Origin of the sequence: Microtetraspora sp. AC03309 (genome assembly GCF_020826795.1) — a bacterium.
Taxonomy (GTDB): Bacteria; Actinomycetota; Actinomycetes; order Streptosporangiales; family Streptosporangiaceae; genus Microtetraspora; species Microtetraspora glauca.
Window position 1 is genome coordinate 91,121 of the sequence record NZ_JADDIL010000026.1, and the last position, 17,539, is coordinate 108,659.

General features: G+C 70.2%; 17 protein-coding genes. 11 read left to right on the forward strand and 6 right to left on the reverse strand.

Annotated elements, in window-relative coordinates:
• Position 1: 1 nt before the first annotated feature.
• Positions 2-1,228, forward strand: a complete 1,227-nt coding sequence (locus IMZ11_RS17695) for an RDD family protein (RefSeq protein WP_228642748.1) — start codon at positions 2-4, stop codon at positions 1,226-1,228.
• Positions 1,229-1,284: 56 nt separating this feature from the next.
• On the opposite strand, the gene IMZ11_RS17700 is transcribed toward IMZ11_RS17695, so the two are convergent.
• The 3 genes from IMZ11_RS17700 to IMZ11_RS17710 all read right to left on the reverse strand — a co-directional run bounded on the left by IMZ11_RS17700 (position 1,285) and on the right by IMZ11_RS17710 (position 4,555).
• On the reverse strand, positions 1,285-2,346 hold the full coding sequence (locus IMZ11_RS17700; protein ID WP_228642750.1) for a cellulose binding domain-containing protein: 1,062 nt from the start codon (positions 2,344-2,346) through the stop codon (positions 1,285-1,287).
• A gap of 596 nt (positions 2,347-2,942) precedes the next feature.
• Complete coding sequence (locus tag IMZ11_RS17705) at positions 2,943-3,932, reverse strand: hypothetical protein (protein WP_228642752.1); 990 nt, start codon at positions 3,930-3,932, stop codon at positions 2,943-2,945.
• Entirely contained in the window at positions 3,929-4,555 is a 627-nt protein-coding gene (locus IMZ11_RS17710) for a PadR family transcriptional regulator (RefSeq protein ID WP_228642754.1), read from the reverse strand. The genes IMZ11_RS17705 and IMZ11_RS17710 overlap by 4 nt, the downstream gene beginning before the upstream one ends.
• 483 nt (positions 4,556-5,038) lie before the next feature.
• On the opposite strand from IMZ11_RS17710, the gene IMZ11_RS17715 reads away from it, so the two are divergent.
• The 10 genes from IMZ11_RS17715 (at position 5,039) to IMZ11_RS17760 (ending at position 15,512) form a co-directional block, all read left to right on the forward strand.
• On the forward strand, positions 5,039-6,394 hold the full coding sequence (locus IMZ11_RS17715; protein WP_228642756.1) for a cytochrome P450: 1,356 nt from the start codon (positions 5,039-5,041) through the stop codon (positions 6,392-6,394).
• Between the two features lie 41 nt (positions 6,395-6,435).
• The gene (locus IMZ11_RS17720; RefSeq protein ID WP_228642758.1) at positions 6,436-7,356 is read left to right on the forward strand and encodes a terpene synthase family protein; all 921 of its coding nucleotides are present in this window, start codon (positions 6,436-6,438) and stop codon (positions 7,354-7,356) included.
• Positions 7,353-9,098, forward strand: a complete 1,746-nt coding sequence (locus IMZ11_RS17725) for a prenyltransferase/squalene oxidase repeat-containing protein (protein ID WP_228642760.1) — start codon at positions 7,353-7,355, stop codon at positions 9,096-9,098. The genes IMZ11_RS17720 and IMZ11_RS17725 overlap by 4 nt, the downstream gene beginning before the upstream one ends.
• Positions 9,099-9,363: 265 nt before the next feature.
• Positions 9,364-11,745, forward strand: coding sequence for a sensor histidine kinase (locus IMZ11_RS17730; protein WP_228642790.1), 2,382 nt, complete (start codon positions 9,364-9,366; stop codon positions 11,743-11,745).
• 46 nt (positions 11,746-11,791) lie between these two features.
• The gene (locus IMZ11_RS17735; RefSeq protein ID WP_061260888.1) at positions 11,792-12,223 is read left to right on the forward strand and encodes a roadblock/LC7 domain-containing protein; all 432 of its coding nucleotides are present in this window, start codon (positions 11,792-11,794) and stop codon (positions 12,221-12,223) included.
• Positions 12,220-12,603, forward strand: coding sequence for a DUF742 domain-containing protein (locus IMZ11_RS17740; RefSeq protein ID WP_228642762.1), 384 nt, complete (start codon positions 12,220-12,222; stop codon positions 12,601-12,603). Before IMZ11_RS17735 ends, IMZ11_RS17740 begins: the two co-directional genes overlap by 4 nt.
• Positions 12,584-13,183, forward strand: coding sequence for an ATP/GTP-binding protein (locus tag IMZ11_RS17745; RefSeq protein ID WP_228642764.1), 600 nt, complete (start codon positions 12,584-12,586; stop codon positions 13,181-13,183). Before IMZ11_RS17740 ends, IMZ11_RS17745 begins: the two co-directional genes overlap by 20 nt.
• A gap of 78 nt (positions 13,184-13,261) precedes the next feature.
• Positions 13,262-13,945, forward strand: coding sequence for a YoaK family protein (locus IMZ11_RS17750; RefSeq protein WP_228642766.1), 684 nt, complete (start codon positions 13,262-13,264; stop codon positions 13,943-13,945).
• A 51-nt stretch (positions 13,946-13,996) separates the two neighbouring features.
• The gene (locus IMZ11_RS17755) at positions 13,997-14,248 is read left to right on the forward strand and encodes a hypothetical protein (protein WP_228642768.1); all 252 of its coding nucleotides are present in this window, start codon (positions 13,997-13,999) and stop codon (positions 14,246-14,248) included.
• A gap of 160 nt (positions 14,249-14,408) precedes the next feature.
• Positions 14,409-15,512, forward strand: coding sequence for a calcium:proton antiporter (locus tag IMZ11_RS17760; RefSeq protein WP_228642770.1), 1,104 nt, complete (start codon positions 14,409-14,411; stop codon positions 15,510-15,512).
• Positions 15,513-15,614: 102 nt separating this feature from the next.
• On the opposite strand, the gene IMZ11_RS17765 is transcribed toward IMZ11_RS17760, so the two are convergent.
• From IMZ11_RS17765 to IMZ11_RS17775, 3 genes are all read right to left on the reverse strand, one after another.
• Complete coding sequence (locus tag IMZ11_RS17765) at positions 15,615-16,370, reverse strand: SIS domain-containing protein (RefSeq protein ID WP_308066806.1); 756 nt, start codon at positions 16,368-16,370, stop codon at positions 15,615-15,617.
• Positions 16,371-16,418: 48 nt separating this feature from the next.
• Positions 16,419-17,153: a GntR family transcriptional regulator gene (locus IMZ11_RS17770; RefSeq protein ID WP_228642774.1), complete on the reverse strand. Its 735-nt coding sequence runs from the start codon at positions 17,151-17,153 to the stop codon at positions 16,419-16,421.
• 2 nt (positions 17,154-17,155) lie between these two features.
• A partial coding sequence (locus IMZ11_RS17775) for an ROK family protein (RefSeq protein WP_228642776.1) occupies positions 17,156-17,539 on the reverse strand: 384 nt, incomplete at its 5' end.

A 17,539-nucleotide genomic window follows, 5' to 3' on the forward strand; every position in this document is an offset into this window, starting at 1 on the left:
TATGGTCGACAAGATCACCTCATGGGCCGCGCGAGCCGCGCTTGCCATCTGGCTGGGGGCGGTCGCCGCCGCCGGGTACCCCACCTGGGAGTGGTGGCGGTTCGAGTCGGAACCAGGCGGGACCGTTTCAGGGTTCGACTGCGTCGGCCGCTGGGGCCACTCCTCATGGGTGGACTGGCTTCTGACACCGGTACGGACGGACATCGGGGCGATCCTGAGCGTCTCTGAGATGTGGGCGGTTCCCGCGCTGCTGGTCGTCGGGGCGTTCCTCGCCGGTCGCGGCTGCGGCGATCCACGCGTGGCGGGGCGACGAGGAGCCGCCGCGCTCGCCCTCATGGCCGTCGCCCGGCCGCTCACGTGGGATTACTTCGACAGCGAGGCGTGTGCCCCGGTGCCCTTGCTCAGCCGGGCCTGGTTCGGCGAGGTGGCCTGCGGTTGGGGAAGCACGGAGACGGCCTTGCTGGTGACCGCCCTGCTGGTGACCGCCCTGCTGGTGCTGCTCGCGTCGACGCTCACACCCCGTGGTCCGCGAGCGCCGCTCCCGCGCACGGCCGTGTCCGTCGCCGTCGTTCCCGCACCCGGGTCGCCCGTGCCGTACGAGCACAGGGGAATGGTTTGGCGGCGGTCGGTGGCGCTCCTGGTCGACTATCTGATCGTCGTCCACATCCTGGGGGCCGTCCTCAGGGGGTTGCTGTCCATGATCCCCGGTGATTCCGGGTCCGGCCTGGAGCACGGGGTGCTCAACCGGGTCGCCTCGTGGCCGCTCGACTTCGAGCCGCGTTCGCACGCGATCATGCTGGCGATCTTCCTCTATTTCTGGTCGCAGCATGTGCTGTGGGGGCGGACGCCGGGACAGCGGCTGCTCGGCCTGCGGGTCGTCCCCGCGGGCCCCATGATCACAAGGCGTGTCGTGGACGTGCTCGCGGGTTCGACCGCCGACCCGGCGGCCACCACGCCGGTCGCGGCGGGTGCGGTGCCGAGGCAGGAGGGGGGACGGCGTCCACACGGACTGCGGGGGAGGCGGGCGGCGCTGCGCACGCTGGTCTTCCCGGTCGTCACCCTGCTGCCCGAGGTCGGGTTGGTCGTTCTGATCGCGGACGCCCTTGTGGCGTTGCTCGCTCCGGACGGCCGCGCCCTCCACGACCTCGCGGCGGGCACCGCCGTCGTACACGATCGGCGCTCGACGCCCGGACGCCTTGCTTCGCCATCCGTCCCTGATCGTCGGTGACGACGGGCCCGTACGGCGGGGTGTTCCGCCGTACGGGCCGGGGGCGCTGACCGACGTCAGCCGACGGTGCAGGTGACGGTGGGCACGCTGTTGCCGCCGCTCCAGGAGCCGAGGAAGCCGAACGACGCGGTGGCGTTCGGTGCCAGGGAGCCGTTCCAGCTCACGTTCTTGGCGGTCACGTCCGCTCCGCTCTGGGTGACCGTGCCGTTCCAGCTCTGGGTGATCTGCTGACCGCCGGTGAACGTCCACTTCACGGTCCATCCGTTGATCGCGGCGGATCCGGAGTTCTTCACCGTGACGTCGCCCTGGAAGCCGCCTGTCCACTGGTTCGTGATCGTGTAGGTCGCCGCGCAGCCCCCACTGCCCGTCGGCGTCACCGTGGGGCTGGCGCTCGGGCTGGGGCTCGGGCTCGGGGTGGTGCCGGAGAGCAGGGCGGCCAGCGCCGGGTACCAGCGGTCGCTCATCTTCTGGTCGCCCGAACTGTTGGGATGTACGCCGTCATAAGTGTCGGCGCTCGTGCTGAACCCGGTCCACTGGTCCACCACGACGATGGGGGACTGCGTGGTCGTCTTCCCCGCCGCCCAGCCGGGGATCGCGTTGTTCAGCGCGACGGCTCGGGCGCCGCATTCCGAGCAGGTGCTCGGGTTCATCGGAATGATCTTCGCGACGAGGATCTTCATGTTCGGGTTGCTCGCCCGCATCTGATCCACGAGCTTGCTGTACGCGGCGAGGATCGTGTCGGTGGGGCGGTTGTTCCAGACGTCGTTCGTGCCGAAATGCATCAGCACGATGTCCGGCTGGGTCGCGGAGAGCCAGCCGGGAAGCTGGTTCTGGTCGGCGACGTTCGTGACGAGGGCGCCACCGTGGCCCTCGTTGTCCCCGTCGTACGGCAGCGAGCACCCCTGGGGGCCGAGCGTGCCGACGAAGTCGATCGATGTGTAGCCGCTGTTCTGCAATCGGTTCCACAGGATCGATCTCCAGCAGCCGGGGGATCCGGTGATCGAGTCACCCAGCGGCATGATCCGGACCGTGGCCGCCTCGGCGGGCCCGGCGATCAAAAACCCGATCAGCAGGACGAGGGCTGTCAGCAGGGCACTCTTCTTCGGCGTCTTCGGCATCGCGAACTCCCGTCGTCGGTCGGGCGCGATGGTAGGAAACCTGCGCGGATCCGCCCAGGGCCCGCTCCCGTCGCAGGCGACCGACCTGCGGCTTCCCTACGTGGTGGTGTGTACGTTTCATCGGACGTGCTCAGGCCGCGCCTCTCGACCTCGTGTCTGACTCGTGTCTGATCTGCCGGGTCCCGGCCTCCTCGACGCACCTCGTCCATTTCATGGTCCTCGCGCCCCGGTACGCGGGCGCGCCGAGCCCCGGAACCCCGAAGACCGGACGCACAAGAGGCGCCTGAGGACGGGACCCCCGCCTATGAGCATCGCCGCTGACCGAATATGCTGGCGCAACGTCAGTTTCGTATCCCAGAGGGAGAACTTTGCGATGTACAAGGAATTCGCCGGCGAGGTCGTGATGTGGCTGATCCCCGTCGTCGTCCTTCTGGGACTCGCCGTCCTGATCACCACGACGGCCTGACGCCAAGCGTCCAGCGGTACCAGCAGTACGCCCCGAAGCAACGGGGCGGCACCCGACGAGGAGGCCGGACCATCGAGGTCCGGCCTTTTCGCTGCCCGAGTCCGGGGCGTCAAGCCGACCGGGGACGAGGTCAGCGGCCCAGCTCGGCGATCAGCTTCCGGTACGCCGCGAAGGCCGGCTTCTGCGTGTAGTCGTCGGTCATGAGACCGAATCGGTGGAACAGGCCCGGCACGGAGCTGTCGGCGTCCCGCAGCGCGAAGTGGACGTAGCCGCCGATGTTGACCGCGGCACGGCAACCGTCGACTGCCCGGATGATCGTCTCCACCACCCACGCCTGCTGCTCCGTCGTACGCCCGGGTCCGGTGGGCCAGCCGTTCTCGGTGATGTACAGCGGCACCGCCGGGTCGATGCCCGCCGGGGTGAGGCGCTCGGCGCGGTGCAGCGCGAGCAGGCCCGTGACGGTGTCGTGCAACCGGTCGGGGGAGACGGGCATGAAGACGTCCGGGAAGAAGTCCAGACCCACATAGTCGAGAGCGTCCGCGAACGCCTGCCCGCCCTCCTCGACGAGCGAGGCGACGAAGCCGGCGGCCGGGCCGAACAGCGGCGTCGTGTTGAATCCGATCTTCAGGTGGTCGAAGCCCTGCCGCCGGGCCTCGTCCTTTGCCGCGAGCACGCCCTCCACCACGGCTCGGCGGATGTTCGGGTAGTAGCCGTCCAGCGTGGGATTGCCCGCCACATTGGGCTCCTCGGTCACCTGCAGGGTCATGGCACGGTGTCCGTGGCGACGGACGAGGTCCCGGACGAAAGCGGTGAACCCGGCGACGTCGCCGCTCCGCGACTGGAACTGGGCGACCAGGTCCAGGGCGCGCCCCTCGCCGGCGTAACGCTCGACCCGCTCAGGCGTCCGCACATGGGTGCGAGGGTCGTCGGGGTCGGTGAATCCGAGGTAGCCGCGCACCAGGAAAGGCCGCTCACCGGACTGCAGCGACCTGAGCGCGTCGAGGATCCGCTCCGGATCGTCCGCCGGCCCCGTGGCCAGCCCTCCCGTGTCGTCGCCGGTGATCCCGCCGGGGTAGACGCCGAAGATCAGCGCGTCGGGCATGTCGGAGGTCGAGGTCATGATCGGTTCCTTTCGTCGTGCCGGGACGGGGCGGCCTCGCCGGTCGGCTCACCGCCGGCGGGCCAGGGCAGGGTTCCGGAGGAGACCTCGTCGGCGATGGCGTTCACCCAGCCCAGCTCGGCGCGCGCCATGTGCAATGCGTACTCGGCCTCGATGACGTGCAGGCGCGGCACGCCGCCGGACGCCAGCACTTCCCGCAGGGTCCGCTCGTCGTCGGCGATGGCCGCGCGGAGCCGCCCCGCCCGCTCGCGGAGCGCCTCCGCCGCCCCCTCCTGGCCCAGCGCGCCGAGGTAGGCGACGGCGGTGAGGAAGACCGGGTACTCGCGCCGGGGATTGCGGATCTGCTCGTCAAGCCGCGCGACGAACGCGGCGCGGCCCTCCCCGGTCAGCGCGTAGACGGTGCGGGCCGGCCGGTTCCCCTCCCGCACCCGGGCGCTCGGCGTGATCCACCCCTGTCCTTCCAATGCGGCCACCACGTCGTACAGCGAGCCGCGGTTGATCCGGACGCTGGCGTCCTTGCCGCGCTCGCGTAGCACGGCGGCCATCTCGTAGGGATGCATGGGCCGCTCCATCAGCAGACCCATCAGGGCCACGGCCAAGGGATTGTCCGCGCTGCGTGCCATAGTCGCCTCCTGATATCAGAAACCGACTATATACGGTTGATGGCCGACTGGGTCTCCGGCCGACCCGGAGTCGCGCCGAACGTCCGCCGTTGGGGCTGTTCCTGCATGACATCCGGATTTCCCCTGTTTAGGGACGTAACGGGGACAAAACCCCGCGATCTCTGCATGTCGCCCATGTGCTCACAAAAGTGCCATGCTTGTTGACCTTGATTCGGGAGAGTTGATCATGTGATACTGCGCGCAGGGTGTCAGTGATGCGAGGGGGAATCGCATTGCCGGCGCGGCAGTAGGGGCGAGGGAAAGCGGAGGTACGAACGGGGCTGGGGAACGTCATAACGGCCTATTCGATACCGACCCACGTCAAACGCAACGGTGGCGGGTGACGTAATGCCCTCCGGGCGCCTCGACTGTCCTTTGCCGGCCAGTAGGCGGCTGCGGGTGTTGTGTGCACCGCACGTGAATTCCTGCTGGGAGAACGTCGAAATGTCAACAGAAGTCGTCGCACCTGCCCCCGAGGCGAGGACTGTGCCCTTCTACCGCAGCCTGACCCGGTACGCCCGTGACCCCATCCGGGCCTTCGAGGAGGCGGGAAAGCAGGCCAACGGCGAGCTCGTCCGCCTCAACATGGGCCCCTTCAAGCCCTATCTGGTGACGCATCCCGATCACGTCCAGCACGTCCTGCGCGTCAACTGGTCGAACTACGTGCGCGAGGGCATGTTCTGGGATCCGTTGAAACCCCTGCTTGGTGACGGCATCCTCTCGGACGGGACGGGCTGGCAGGAAAGCCGGAAGATCCTCCAGCCGCTGTTCACCGCCAAGTACGTGGACTCGCTCACGGAACGCATGGCGGAGATCCTCACGGAGCAGATCGAGGAGACGATCCGCCCCGGAGAGCGCTTCAACGTCGTCACCGCGGTGTCCCAGATCGTGCACCCGACGATCGTCCGGCTCTTCTTCGGCGACAAGATCTCCCGCGATGACATCGCCCAGTTGGTCCCCGCGTACGACACCGCCGTCACCTCCAAGGCGATCCGGCTGGTCCTGCCCTTCGTCCCCGGCAAGGTTCCCCTGCCCGGTGACAAGGCGTTCGAGCGCTCCGTGAAGACGATCAACGAAGTCGCGTACGCCCGGATCAGCGAGATCCGCAGCAGGGCCAATGACGATCGCGACGTCGTCTCGTTCGTCTGCCGGGCTCGGAATCACGAGATCGGTGAGATCGGCGCGAAGAAGATCCGCGACGACATCGTCGCCATGCACGGCGCTTCCACGGAGACCTCGGCGACGGCGCTCACGTGGGTGTGGGTGGCGCTCGACGCCTACCCCGACGTCGCCGCGCGTGTCTACGAGGAGATCGACCGCGTGGTCGGGGGCGACCCGATCAGCCCGGCGCACCTGCCGGAGCTGCGGTACCTCCGGATGTTCATCAACGAGCTTCTCCGTCTCTACCCGGCGGGCTGGCTCCTGCCGCGCATGGCGGTGAAGGACGACGTCATCGGTGGGGTCAAGATCAAGGCCGGTTCGACAGTGATGATCAGCTCCTACCTGACGCACCGGCTGCCGGAGTTCTGGGATCGCCCGCTCGAATTCGACCCGGAGCGGTTCGCCCCGGAGAACGAGGGGCGGCGGAACCGGTACGCGTACTTCCCCTTCGGCGGTGGGCCGCACCAGTGCCTCGGGCAGCACCTGTTCATGATGGAGGCCCTGCTTCTCGTCGGGGGCATCCTGAGCAGGTTCCGGCCGGTCGTCCACACGTCGGTGCCGGTCACGCCACGGCTGGCCTCGTCCCTGCGGCCGAACCAGAACTTCGAGATGACCCTCGTACCGGTCGAGCGCGCCTGATCATGCACGGGCACCACTCCAGCACGACGAAGAGTACGAGCATGTCCGCGGAACGGTTCGCGGCCGCCTCCGACATGGGGAGGATCGCCGCGCTCGCCGCCGCGGCCGGGCGCGACCTCCGCAGGTGCGCGGAGTCCTACGACGACCTGTTCGGAGGGAAACCTTTCGACCCCGGCTTCTTCGGCTCCCTGTCCCTCGTGGGTGCGTTCGGTTCTCCCTGGGCGACGGTGGACGAGTTGCGGATCGTCAACCGGGCCGCGCTGTGGGTCTTCGCCGTCGACTGGCAGATCGACGTGACGGCGACGTCCGCGCAGGACGTCGATCTGATCGTCCGTGACTGCCTGGCGGCGGCGGACGGTACGACGGAGCCCGCCACCCCGCTCACCCGGTTCCTCGTCGACATCCGGGACGAGCTCGCGTCCGTGTCCGCCTTCGGGACCGCGCGCCCCATCTGGCGGGCGCAACTCGAACGGATGCTGACCGCCATGGCCCGCGAATGGCGCTGGAACGACGCCCGCGAGAGCGCCGGTGACGAGGAGGAGGGTGCGTCCGGCCCTGGCGGAGGCCGGGTCCTGCCGGATCTGGAGGAGTATCTGGCCAACGCCGACGGCACCGGGTCCTCCTTCGTCAACGTCTCCCACTGGATCTTCACCGGTGATCCACGGACGGTGGGCCTCCTCGATGAGCTCATGGTGGTCGGCGCGGAGGTCCAGCGGTACCTCCGGCTGCTCAACGATCTCGCCACCTACCGCAGGGACGTCGGCTGGGGCGATGTGAACGTGCTGATGCTCGGCGTCGGCCGTACCGAGGTGTCGGAACGGATGTCAGTGCTCGCGGACCGTGCCGGAGAACTGCTCGAATCGCTGCGGGACGCGTGCCCGCGGGCGGTCGCCTATCTGGAATGCCAGGTCGGGTTCAACACGGGGTTCTACGGCGGCGCGGACTATTGGGGCGAGATGTGAGCATTGGCGATCTGGTTGTTCCGGAAGGCGCGGAGGCCCTCGTCGCCGCCGCCGACGAGCTGGTCGCCGGGCTGATGGCCCGGCCCTGGGGACAGGTCTCCCCGTCGGTGTACGAGACCGGCCGCCTGGTGACGCTGGCTCCCTGGCTGGCGGGCCACGCCGAGCGGATCGACTTCCTGGTCCGGACCCAGCATCCGGACGGCAGCTGGGGCGCGCCGGACGGGTACGGGCTGGTCCCCACCCTCAGCGCGACCGAGGCGCTGCTGTCCGCGCTGTCGCGCGGCGACACGGGCTCCCGGCCCGAGACGGCGGCAGAGGTGGCCGGCGCGGCGGACCGCGGGTTGCGCGCGCTGTCCGCCTGGCTCGGTGGCGCGTCCTCCCCGGCCCCGGCCGACCACCTGCGGTCCTCCTCATCCGGTACGCCCGTGGACGTGGCCGCCCTGCCGGACATGCCGGCGCTGGACATGATCGTTCCGTCCCTGGTCGTGGCGATCAACGAGCATCTGGACGCGCTGGACCGCACTCCCGGAGCCGCCGTCGACGCCGCCGGGCGGCGGCTCGGCATGCCGCCCGGCATGAGCACGGACCGGCTCGCGATGGTCCGGGCGCTGGTCGCCTCGGGTGCCGACCTGCCGGAGAAGCTGGTGCACGCCCTGGAGATCGCGGGTGGCGTGGCGAGCGGGGCGACGGCGGTCCGGCCCACCTCGATCGGGACCATCGGCGCCTCACCGGCCGCCACCGCCGCGTGGCTCGGTGACCGCGGCCTGCTCGATCCCACCGATCGTTCGTTGCGGCACCTGGAGGCGGTCGCGCGACGGCACGGCGGGCCGGTGCCGGTCGGGCTGCCGATCACCGTGTTCGAGCGCGCCTGGGTGCTCAGCTGGCTGGCCCGCGCGGGCATTCGCCTCGACGTGCCGCCGGAGATGCCCGCGGACATCAGGGCTGCGATCGGCCCGTCGGGAACCCCGGCGGGTCCGGGCCTGCCGCCCGACGCCGACACGACGTCCGTCGCGCTGTACGCGCTGGCGCTGCTGGGCGTGCCGTGCGAGCCCGCCGGTCTGTGGGCGTTCGAGACGGACACGCATTTCTGCACCTGGCCGGGCGAGGACGGGTTTTCGGTCAGCGTCAACGCCCACGTGCTCGACGCCTTCGGCCAGTACGCGGTCGCCCGCCCGGATGACGCGGCCCGTTACCTTCCGTACGTGCGGAAGCTGGCGGTTCTGGTGCGCGACCACCAGCGGCCGGACGGGAGCTGGGATGACCGGTGGCACGCCTCGCCGTACTACGCGACGGCGTGTTGCACGCTCGCGCTGGCCGACTTCGGCGGTGAGGAGGGGGCGGACGCCGTACGGCGGGCCGTGCGGTGGGTCCTGTCCACCCAGCGACCGGACGGATCCTGGGGCAGGTGGGAGGGAACGGCGGAGGAGACGGCCTACGCCATGCAGATCCTCCTGCTCACCCGGCACCACCAGTCGGCGGGGGCACGCGATGCCGAGGCGACCGATGCCAAAGCGACCGGGGCCAAAGCGACCGGGGCCGGAGTGACCGGGGCCGAGGTGACCGAGGCGGCGGCCCGCGGCTACGCCTTCCTGCTGGAACCCGCGGGTCAGGCGGAGGACCCGCCGCTCTGGCACGACAAGGATCTCTACCTGCCAGTGGCCATCGTGCGCGCGGCCGTCCTGGCGGCGCTGCACCTCGCCAGGACCGATCCGGTTGTTATGGAGTGGTACGGACAGTTATGATCTTGACGACCCGCTCACGGGTGACAAATGCAAATATATTCGGACATTGAGTCGGTAAATGCATAGTCGCCTTGAGGGGATTTAATGCCTTTTGCTAAGGTACCCCGGGTGCGGCGCGGCAATTATGCCGTGCCGCTGTCGCGGCATCAATAGGTGGCACTCGTTAATTGCCGGGAAACGTGCCGCGGGATTCTCTGACATTGCTGGACGGGTATCTATGCGCTTCCGCAATTCGCGTGTAAGGACCAAGGTCACGGCCTTGCTCGTGTCGCTCACCGCGCTGTGGGCGTTCGCCGCCTGGGTGACGCTGCGGGAGGGTGTGAACCTGCTCGGCGCGACCACGATCGACGGCAGCGTGGCCGAGCCGAGCGAGCCCCTGCTGCTCGAGTTGCAGCGCGAGCGGCGGCTCTCCGTCGCCCGGCTCGGCAACTCCACGGCGTACTCCCGCCAGGAGCTGCAGGACCAGCGGGCCCGCACTGACAAGGCCCGGGCGGAGTTCAAGCGCTCCGCCGACAGCGGCAGTGTCAAGTTCGCCGCGAGCGATGCGCTGCAGGAGCGCATCCAGGCCACCTTCCTGCAGCTCGACGGCTTGGGCGCCACGCGCAAGTCCATCGACGCGGGACGGCTCGGCCGTGAGCAGGCCGAGTCGGCGTACAACGAGGTCGCGGACTCCTTCGCCGAGATGTACGAGTCGGTGGCGTCACTCGACGACGAGGACATCGCGAAGGACGGGCGCCTTCTCGGCACGATGACCCAGGGCCGGGAGATGCTCGCCCGCGAGGACGCGCTGCTCGCCGGAGTCTTCGCGGCGGGACGGTTCACCGAGGCGGATCACGCCCGGTTCGTGACCCTCGTCGGCGCACAGCGTTACATCTTCGATCACACCGCGAGCGGCCTCCGCGACGAGGACCGCGCCGCCTATGAGGCGTGGACCAAGAGCCGCGCGGTGGCCGCCATGCGCAACCTGGAAGACCTGCTGATCCAGGGCAGGCAGGTGGAGCGCCCGCTGACCATCAGCGACGCGCAGTGGCGCGCGGTGGCCGAGCCCGCCCTCACGAACATCCAGAAGGTGATCCTCGACGGTGGTGACCGGCTCGTCGAACGCGCGATGCCGATGGCCATCGGCGTCGTCCTCCGCCTGGTCCTCGCCGGACTCCTCGGTCTCTTCGCCGTCGTCGCGTCGATCATCCTGTCGATCACCACGGCCCGTGCCCTGGTCCAGCAGCTGGAGAAGCTCCGCGACGCGGCGCTCGAACTCGCCCACGAGCGGCTTCCCAGCGTCGTGTCCAGGCTCGGTCACGGCGAGAAGGTGGACGTCGCCCTGGAGGCGCCGCCCCTCCAGTTCGGCGGCGACGTCATCGGCCAGGTGGGCCAGGCGTTCAACACCGTCCAGGAGACCGCGATCCGGACCGCGGTCGAAGAGGCCGAGCTGCGGCAGAGCATCCGCGACATCCTGCTCAGCCTCGCCCGCCGTACGCAGTCTCTGGTCCACAGGCAGCTCACCCTGCTCGACGTCATGGAGCGGCGCGAGAACGACGAGGCCGAGCTGAGGGACCTGTTCCGCGTCGACCACCTGGCCACGCGAATGCGGCGCAACGCCGAGAACCTCATCGTCCTCTCCGGCGCGTCCCCCGCCCGCGCGTGGCGCCGCGCGGTCCCGATGGTCGACGTCGTACGCGGCGCGCTCGCCGAGGTCGAGGACTACACCCGGGTCACCGTGCTCCCCATGGGAGACGTCGAACTGACCGGACGCGCGGTCGGCGACGTCATCCACCTGCTCGCCGAGCTGATCGAGAACGCCGTCTCGTTCTCCCCGCCGTACACGATGGTCCAGGTGAGCGGGCAGCTCGTCGCCAACGGGTACGCCATCGAGATCGAGGACCGCGGCCTCGGCATGTCCGAGGAGGACCTGGCGGTGACCAACGAGCGGATCGCCGATCCGCCCGAGTTCAACCTGTCGAGCACGGCCCGCCTCGGCCTGTTTGTGGTCAGCAAGCTGGCCGAGCGGCACGGCATCCGGGTGGTGCTGAAGAGCTCGCCGTACGGAGGGACGACAGCGATCGCCTTGCTTCCGCACGAGTTGATGGGCGACGGAGCCAACCCGCAGAGCCCGTCCGAGCCCGTGTCCGCCGAGCAACTCGTCAACGACGGCCGCGCGGCGCGTGACGAGGCGCAGGGACCCCCGTTCCCCGTTTCGCGCATCGCGCTGGTGGGCGGGCGCGAGCCCTCCGTCCAGGCGGTGCGCACGATCCACGACTCCACCGCTTCCACCGCTTCCCCCGCTCCGGGGACGGTCACCGGCCCCCTCCCGGGACCGCGGCCGGATCCGGCGTCGGCGCCGTACTCACACGAGCCGCAGGGACCGTCCCAGGATCTGCCGCCCGGCCCGCCCGCGGGATCGCCGTCCGAGCCGTCCTACACGCCGTCCGGCCTGCCGTTCCGCGTCCCCCAGGCGAGCATCGCCCCGGCGCTCCGTGACGACTCCCCGGTCGCCGCGGGCGGGGAGAACGACGACGACGATCGTTCCCCCGAGGAGATCCGCAAGATCATGGGCTCGTTCCAGAGCGGAACCCGGCGCGGCAGGTCCGAGGCGTCCAAGCTGGCCGGCGACGACACGGGCCCCTTCGACGATCGGCCGTCGGCGTGACCCCGCCGCCCACCCGCCGTTCACCCCGCCATAAGGAGATCTACCGGTGACGCAGAAGACCAGCGCTTCCGCCGACCTGGCCTGGTTGCTTGACGACCTGGTCGGGCGGGTGAGAGAAGCCGAACACGGCATCGTCCTGTCCACGGACGGATTGCTGATGGCGTCGTCGGAGGGGCTGAGCGTCGACGACGCCGAACACCTGTCCGCGGTGGCCGCCGGGGTCCAGAGCCTCGCCCGCGGCGCCAGCGAGCGGTTCGGCGGCGGCACGGTACGCCAGACCATCATCGAGATGAAGTCGGCCTACCTGATCGTCAGCGTGGCCGGTCCCGGCGCCTGCCTCGCCGTGCTGTGCTCGCAGGACGCCGACGTCGGTCTCGTGGCGTACGAGATGGCCATGCTCGTCGTCCGGGTCGGACAGTATCTGACCTCTCCCGCGCGAACCGCCGAACCTGCTGCCAGGAGTGAAGCACCGCGATGAACATGGAGCGAAGTCCCGGAGAATTCAACGAGGAATGGCTGCTCGACGAGCCGACCGTGCGCCCGTACGTGATGACGCGCGGCCGCACCGACGCGAGGGGCAAGTTCGACCTCGTGACCATCGCGGTGACCATCCGCTCCACCACCGGAGCGGAGGTCGGCCTCGACCCGGAGCACCTCGTCATCGCCAGGCTGTGCCGGCGGCCCCTGTCCGTGGCGGAGATCGCCGCGCACATGGACCTGCCCGCCGGGATCGTACGCGTGCTCCTCGGTGACCTGCTCGAAAAGGGTTTCGTCGCCGTGCAGCAACCCCAACCGGAGACGGACGTGCTGGACGAGAGAACTTACAGGGCGGTGCTCGATGGCCTCCGGGCGCTCTGACGCGCCGAAGCTGCCCAAGGCGATCAAACTGCTGGTCGCGGGTGGTTTCGGGGTCGGCAAGACCACCATGGTGGGCGCGGTGTCGGAGATCCGGCCGTTGCGCACGGAGGAGACCCTCACCGACCGCAGCGTGGGCGTCGACGACCTGTCCGGCGTGGAGGCCAAGAACACCACCACCGTGGCGATGGACTTCGGCCGCATCACCATCGGCGACGAGTTCATGCTCTACCTGTTCGGCACTCCGGGACAGGAGCGGTTCTGGTTCGTCTGGGACGAGCTGGCCCGCGGCGCCCTCGGCGCGGTGGTGCTGGCGGACACCCGCAGGCTCGCGGACTGCTTCCCCTCCGTGGACTACTTCGAGCGCCGCGGCACGCCGTTCGTGGTGGCGGTCAACTGCTTCGACGGCTCGCCGCAGTACGACCTGGACGAGGTGAAGCTCGCGCTGAACCTCGGGCCCGAGGTCCCGGTGCTGCTGTGCGACGCGCGCAGGCGCGAGTCCGGCAAGGAAGTGCTGATCGCCCTGATCAAGCACGCGTACGGCAGGCGGCCGGCGGCGGTCAAGGAGACGTCGGCCACCTGACCGCGTCCGTCGCGGTGGCCGTGCCCGACACGGTCACCGTCCGTGACATGACGTGATCCGCCAGGTAGGAACGCGGGCATGACCATGCCGCGGCTCACCCTGTTCGCCGTCATCCTCACCTTCGGTACGGGAGCGGTGGACGCGGCGGCCTACATCCGGCTCGGCGGGGTCTTCAGCAGCGTGATGACCGGGAACCTGGTCCTGGCCGGATACGCCATCAGCAGCACGACGCTCAGCATGGCGCTCCACACGGCGGTCGCGTTCGCGGGATACATCATGGGCACCGCGCTCGGCACGCGCATCGCGGGCCGCCCCCGGCCGGACGAACCGATCTGGCCGGACAGGGTCACCACGACCCTGGCGGTCGAACTGGTCGTCATCGCGTGCTTCAGCGTCGGCTGGGAGATGACCGGAGGGAACCCCGCGATCTTCGCCGAGCACGTCCTGCTCGCGCTCTCGGCGCTGGCCATGGGCATGCAGAGCGCGGCGATGCGCGGCCTCGGCGGGCACGCCGCCCTGTCCACGACGTACCTGACCGGGACCCTGACCGGGGTCGTCGCCGCCCTGCTCACGCCGCGGGACGGCACGCGCTTCGACCTGCGCGGCATGGCCATGCTGGCCGCCCTCACCGGCGGCGCCGCCTGCGGGACCACGCTCATCGCCGTCGCCCCCTCTCTCTTCCCCGCCATCCCCCTCAGCACGCTCACGCTGGTCGTCGTGGCCGCCCGGATCACCGGGCCGACGGGCGCCGGCGCCGGGTGAATCCGCCCTGGCACGGGGGCGCGGCCGGAGGAAGAATCGTAGGGAGAACCCATGCGATGGTTGGAGGTCACCGTGCCAGAGGGACCGGAGAGCGGACAGCCGCCCGAGACCGTGGTGCGCGAGCCCGCACAGGACGCCCACGAGTACACCGTCGACCGGGTCAGGGACGTGACCCGCGAAGGCAAGATCGTGCTGGAGACCGGCGCCAAGGGAGTGGACACCGCGTTCCGGCAACTCTTCCCCACGACGTACGACCTCGTGCTCGATCACCCCGAGACCACGAAGACCTCCGAGGACGAGTAGCCCCGCATGGGCGGTTCGCTCCGTGTTTGCCTCGGGCGGGACAGGGCACCGAGAGCCTGAGAGTCCCGCCCGCCGCCCACCCGGCGCCGCCGGCGGAAGTCACGCAGCGACGCGGCCGCACGCGAGCGGCCTTCGCGCTGGACCGAGCTGGTGGGAGAGTATGAGCCGCCTGCGCGACGTCAACTGGACCGACGCCCTGAGCTACGTCGTTCCCGTGCTCGCGGTCCTGACGCTGGGGCTCGCGTGGGGGCGCGTCCTGGCGCCCTTCGTCGTGGTCGTCGTCGCCTGCCTGCTGGCCGGGGCCGTGCTGTCCGCCGTCCATCACGCGGAGGTGGTCGCGCACCGGGTGGGCGAGCCGTTCGGGTCGCTCGTCCTCGCGGTGGCGGTGACGGTCATCGAGGTGGCGCTGATCGTCAGCATGATGCTGTCCGCCGGAGGGGAGACGTCGTCGCTGGCCCGCGACACCGTCTTCGCGGCGGTGATGATCACATGTAACGGCATCGTGGGTCTGTCCCTGCTCGTCGCCACGCTGCGGCGCAGGGTGGCCGTGTTCAACGCCGTCGGAACCGGTGGCGCGCTGGCCACCGTCGCGACCCTCGCCACGATGTGCCTGGTGCTGCCCACCTTCACCACGACCGCACCGGGGCCGGCCTTCTCACCGCCGCAGCTGGCCTTCGCCGCCGTCGCCTCGCTCGCGTTGTACGTGCTGTTCGTGGTCACCCAGACGATCCGGCACCGTCAGGCGTTCCTGCCGATCACGACGGAGGGGGAGGTCATCGCCGTCGACGAGCACGCCGAGCCGCCGTCGCCCCGGATGACCGCGGGGAGCCTCAGCCTGCTGCTGGTGGCGCTGGTCGCCGTCGTCGGGCTGGCGAAGGTCGAGTCGCCCGCCATCGAGACGGCGGTCCGGGCGGTCGGGCTGCCGCAGTCCGTGGTGGGCGTCGTCATCGCGTTGCTGGTGCTGCTGCCGGAGACGATCGCCGCCGTGCGGGCCGCCCAGAGGGATCGGGTGCAGATCAGCCTCAACCTCGGGTTCGGCTCCGCCATGGCGAGCATCGGGCTGACCATCCCGACCATCGCCGTCGCGTCGATCTGGCTGGGCGGGCACCTGCTGCTCGGCCTCGGGCCCATGCAGATCGTGCTGCTGGCCCTCACAGTCGCGGTGGCGACCCTCACGGTCGTCCCCGGGCGGGCGACCCTGCTCCAGGCCGGGGTCCACCTGGTGCTGTTCGCCGCGTTCCTCTTTCTCGCGATCAGCCCGTGAGGGCTCGCCGCCGATCCGTACAGGGGACCGGCGGCGAGGTCTCGACCCGGCCTCGCGGGTGACCGTCCAGAGGGACCTCCGGAGGGACTTCTGGAGGGACTTCTAGAGGGAACGGCCCTCGGCGGCGTGGATACGGCGGCGGTGGTCGGCGAACACCTCGTCGTTCGACGCGACCGTGGCGCCGGGAACCGTCGGCGAGACGAACGTCGGCACGACCACACCCCGGCTCGCCAGGACGGCCGCCGTGCGGGTCACGATCTCGTGGCTCACGACGCAGGCCACGACCGTGGACGCGCCGCCGACCGGGCGGTCCCAGCCGTCCACCTCGACGACCGCGTCCTGCACGGGAACGCCGGTGTCGACGGTGATGTCGCAGATCTCGGCGATCCGCTGCCCGGAGGAGTGCTCGGCCGGGCGCTCCAGGTTGGCGACCGAGGTCACCGCGACCGTGAACAGCCCACGCTTGGCCGCGTACATGGCCGCCTCGACGGGGGCGGCGTTCCGCCCGCCGTGGGAGTACACCACCATGACGTCACCGGCCGCGAGCGGCTCGTGGTCCAGGTACTGCTGGACGTATCCCTCGGTGCGCTCCAGCCACAGCAACTCGCGCACACCGCCGGGGCCGAGCACGTTGTGCCACATCAGCCGGGGGTCCGTCAGCGGGTGGATGCCCGCGAAGCTGCCGTAACGCGGGAAGGCGTCCATGGTCGGGATCACGGAGTGGCCGCTGCCGTAGAGGTGGATCAGTCCGTCGTTCTGGATGGTGTCCGCGCAGCGCGCGGCCACCGTGTTCAACGCCTCATCCTGGGTCGAGACGAGCCGGTCAAGGATGTCGATCAGGGTTCGGGTGTAGTTCACGGTGCTTCCTTTCATGGGTGGAGTCACGGATCGGATCACTGGATGTGGTCACGGGTTGCGCAGCGCCAGCCGTACGCGGTAACGATCGCCACGCATGACGCTGCGGACGTATTCGAAGGGGCCGTGGACGTCGAAGGTCAGCCGCTCGACGTAGAAGGCGTGGGCGCCGGGAGCCACGCCCAGGGTGGAGGCGTCCTCGTCCAGCACTCCGCCGACTGTGAAGGTCTCGATCGCCTCGCGCGGGACCAGCCCGTAGGTCTCCCTGAGTACCTGGTAGAGCGACCTGTCCGTGAAGTCGAGTTCGGCGATGCCGGGGAACCGTTCGAGGGGGAGCAGGGCGGTCTGCACCCCGACCGGACGCGAGCCGTCGGTCCTGAGCCGCCGCAGGCGCAGTACCGCCGCGTCCGGAGGCGACGGCATCTCAGGCGGCAGCCCGGCCTCCTCCGCGGTGACGACGCTCTGTTCCAGGACCCGGCCGCCCGACGTGTGACCGAGATCGGCCAGCTCGGCGGTGAAGGAGGTGACCCCCCGGGCCCCGGCGGTCAGGCTCATGTCGCGGACGAACGTGCCCCGGCCCTGCTCGCGTACGAGCGCGCCGCGGTCCACCAGCCGGGCGAGCGCCTGCCGGACCGTGACTCTGCTGACGCCGTACGCCTTGCCGAGTTCCTCCTCGGTGGGCAGCCGCTCTCCGGCCAGCCACTCGCCCTCGTCGATCCGCTGCTGCAGGCTCCGCTCGACCTGCAGGTAGAGCGGGACTCCCGAGGTGGAATCCAGAGCCTTCACGATCATTCCGTCTCCAATCGGGCGGTGAGGAGCGCGCCCACGACCCCCGCGCGTGAGCCGAGCTCCGCCGCGCGCACGGGAACCCGGCCGCCGTCAGGAGAGGCGAAGCGGGCGACATGGCGGTCCAGCAGCGGTCCGAGGACGTCCATCGCGTCCGCCAGCCCGCCGCCGATCAGGATCACATCAGGATCGATCACGCTGGCGAGTGCCGCCACGCCACGGGCGAGTCGTACGGCGTAGCGGTCGAGCTCCGCGGCCGCCCGCTCGTCACCGCCACGTGCGGCGGCCACCAGCGCGGGGCCGCCCGGCAGCGCCGACCCCGACGCCACCTGCTCGAACGGCCCGTGAACGGGGTCGAGTGCCGGGCCGGGGTGGGGTGCCGGGCC

Bases quoted from the DNA above. Each gene is read 5' to 3' on its own strand.
- IMZ11_RS17755 (WP_228642768.1), top strand. From the start codon at position 13,997: ATGCGATGGTTGGAGGTCACCGTGCCAGAGGGACCGGAGAGCGGACAG.
- IMZ11_RS17740 (WP_228642762.1), top strand. From the start codon at position 12,220: ATGAACATGGAGCGAAGTCCCGGAGAATTCAACGAGGAATGGCTGCTC.
- IMZ11_RS17760 (WP_228642770.1), top strand. From the start codon at position 14,409: ATGAGCCGCCTGCGCGACGTCAACTGGACCGACGCCCTGAGCTACGTC.
- IMZ11_RS17695 (WP_228642748.1), top strand. From the start codon at position 2: ATGGTCGACAAGATCACCTCATGGGCCGCGCGAGCCGCGCTTGCCATC.
- IMZ11_RS17720 (WP_228642758.1), top strand. From the start codon at position 6,436: ATGTCCGCGGAACGGTTCGCGGCCGCCTCCGACATGGGGAGGATCGCC.
- IMZ11_RS17705 (WP_228642752.1), bottom strand. From the start codon at position 3,932: ATGACCTCGACCTCCGACATGCCCGACGCGCTGATCTTCGGCGTCTAC.
- IMZ11_RS17710 (WP_228642754.1), bottom strand. From the start codon at position 4,555: ATGGCACGCAGCGCGGACAATCCCTTGGCCGTGGCCCTGATGGGTCTG.
- IMZ11_RS17700 (WP_228642750.1), bottom strand. From the start codon at position 2,346: ATGCCGAAGACGCCGAAGAAGAGTGCCCTGCTGACAGCCCTCGTCCTG.
- IMZ11_RS17715 (WP_228642756.1), top strand. From the start codon at position 5,039: ATGTCAACAGAAGTCGTCGCACCTGCCCCCGAGGCGAGGACTGTGCCC.
- IMZ11_RS17745 (WP_228642764.1), top strand. From the start codon at position 12,584: ATGGCCTCCGGGCGCTCTGACGCGCCGAAGCTGCCCAAGGCGATCAAA.
- IMZ11_RS17750 (WP_228642766.1), top strand. From the start codon at position 13,262: ATGACCATGCCGCGGCTCACCCTGTTCGCCGTCATCCTCACCTTCGGT.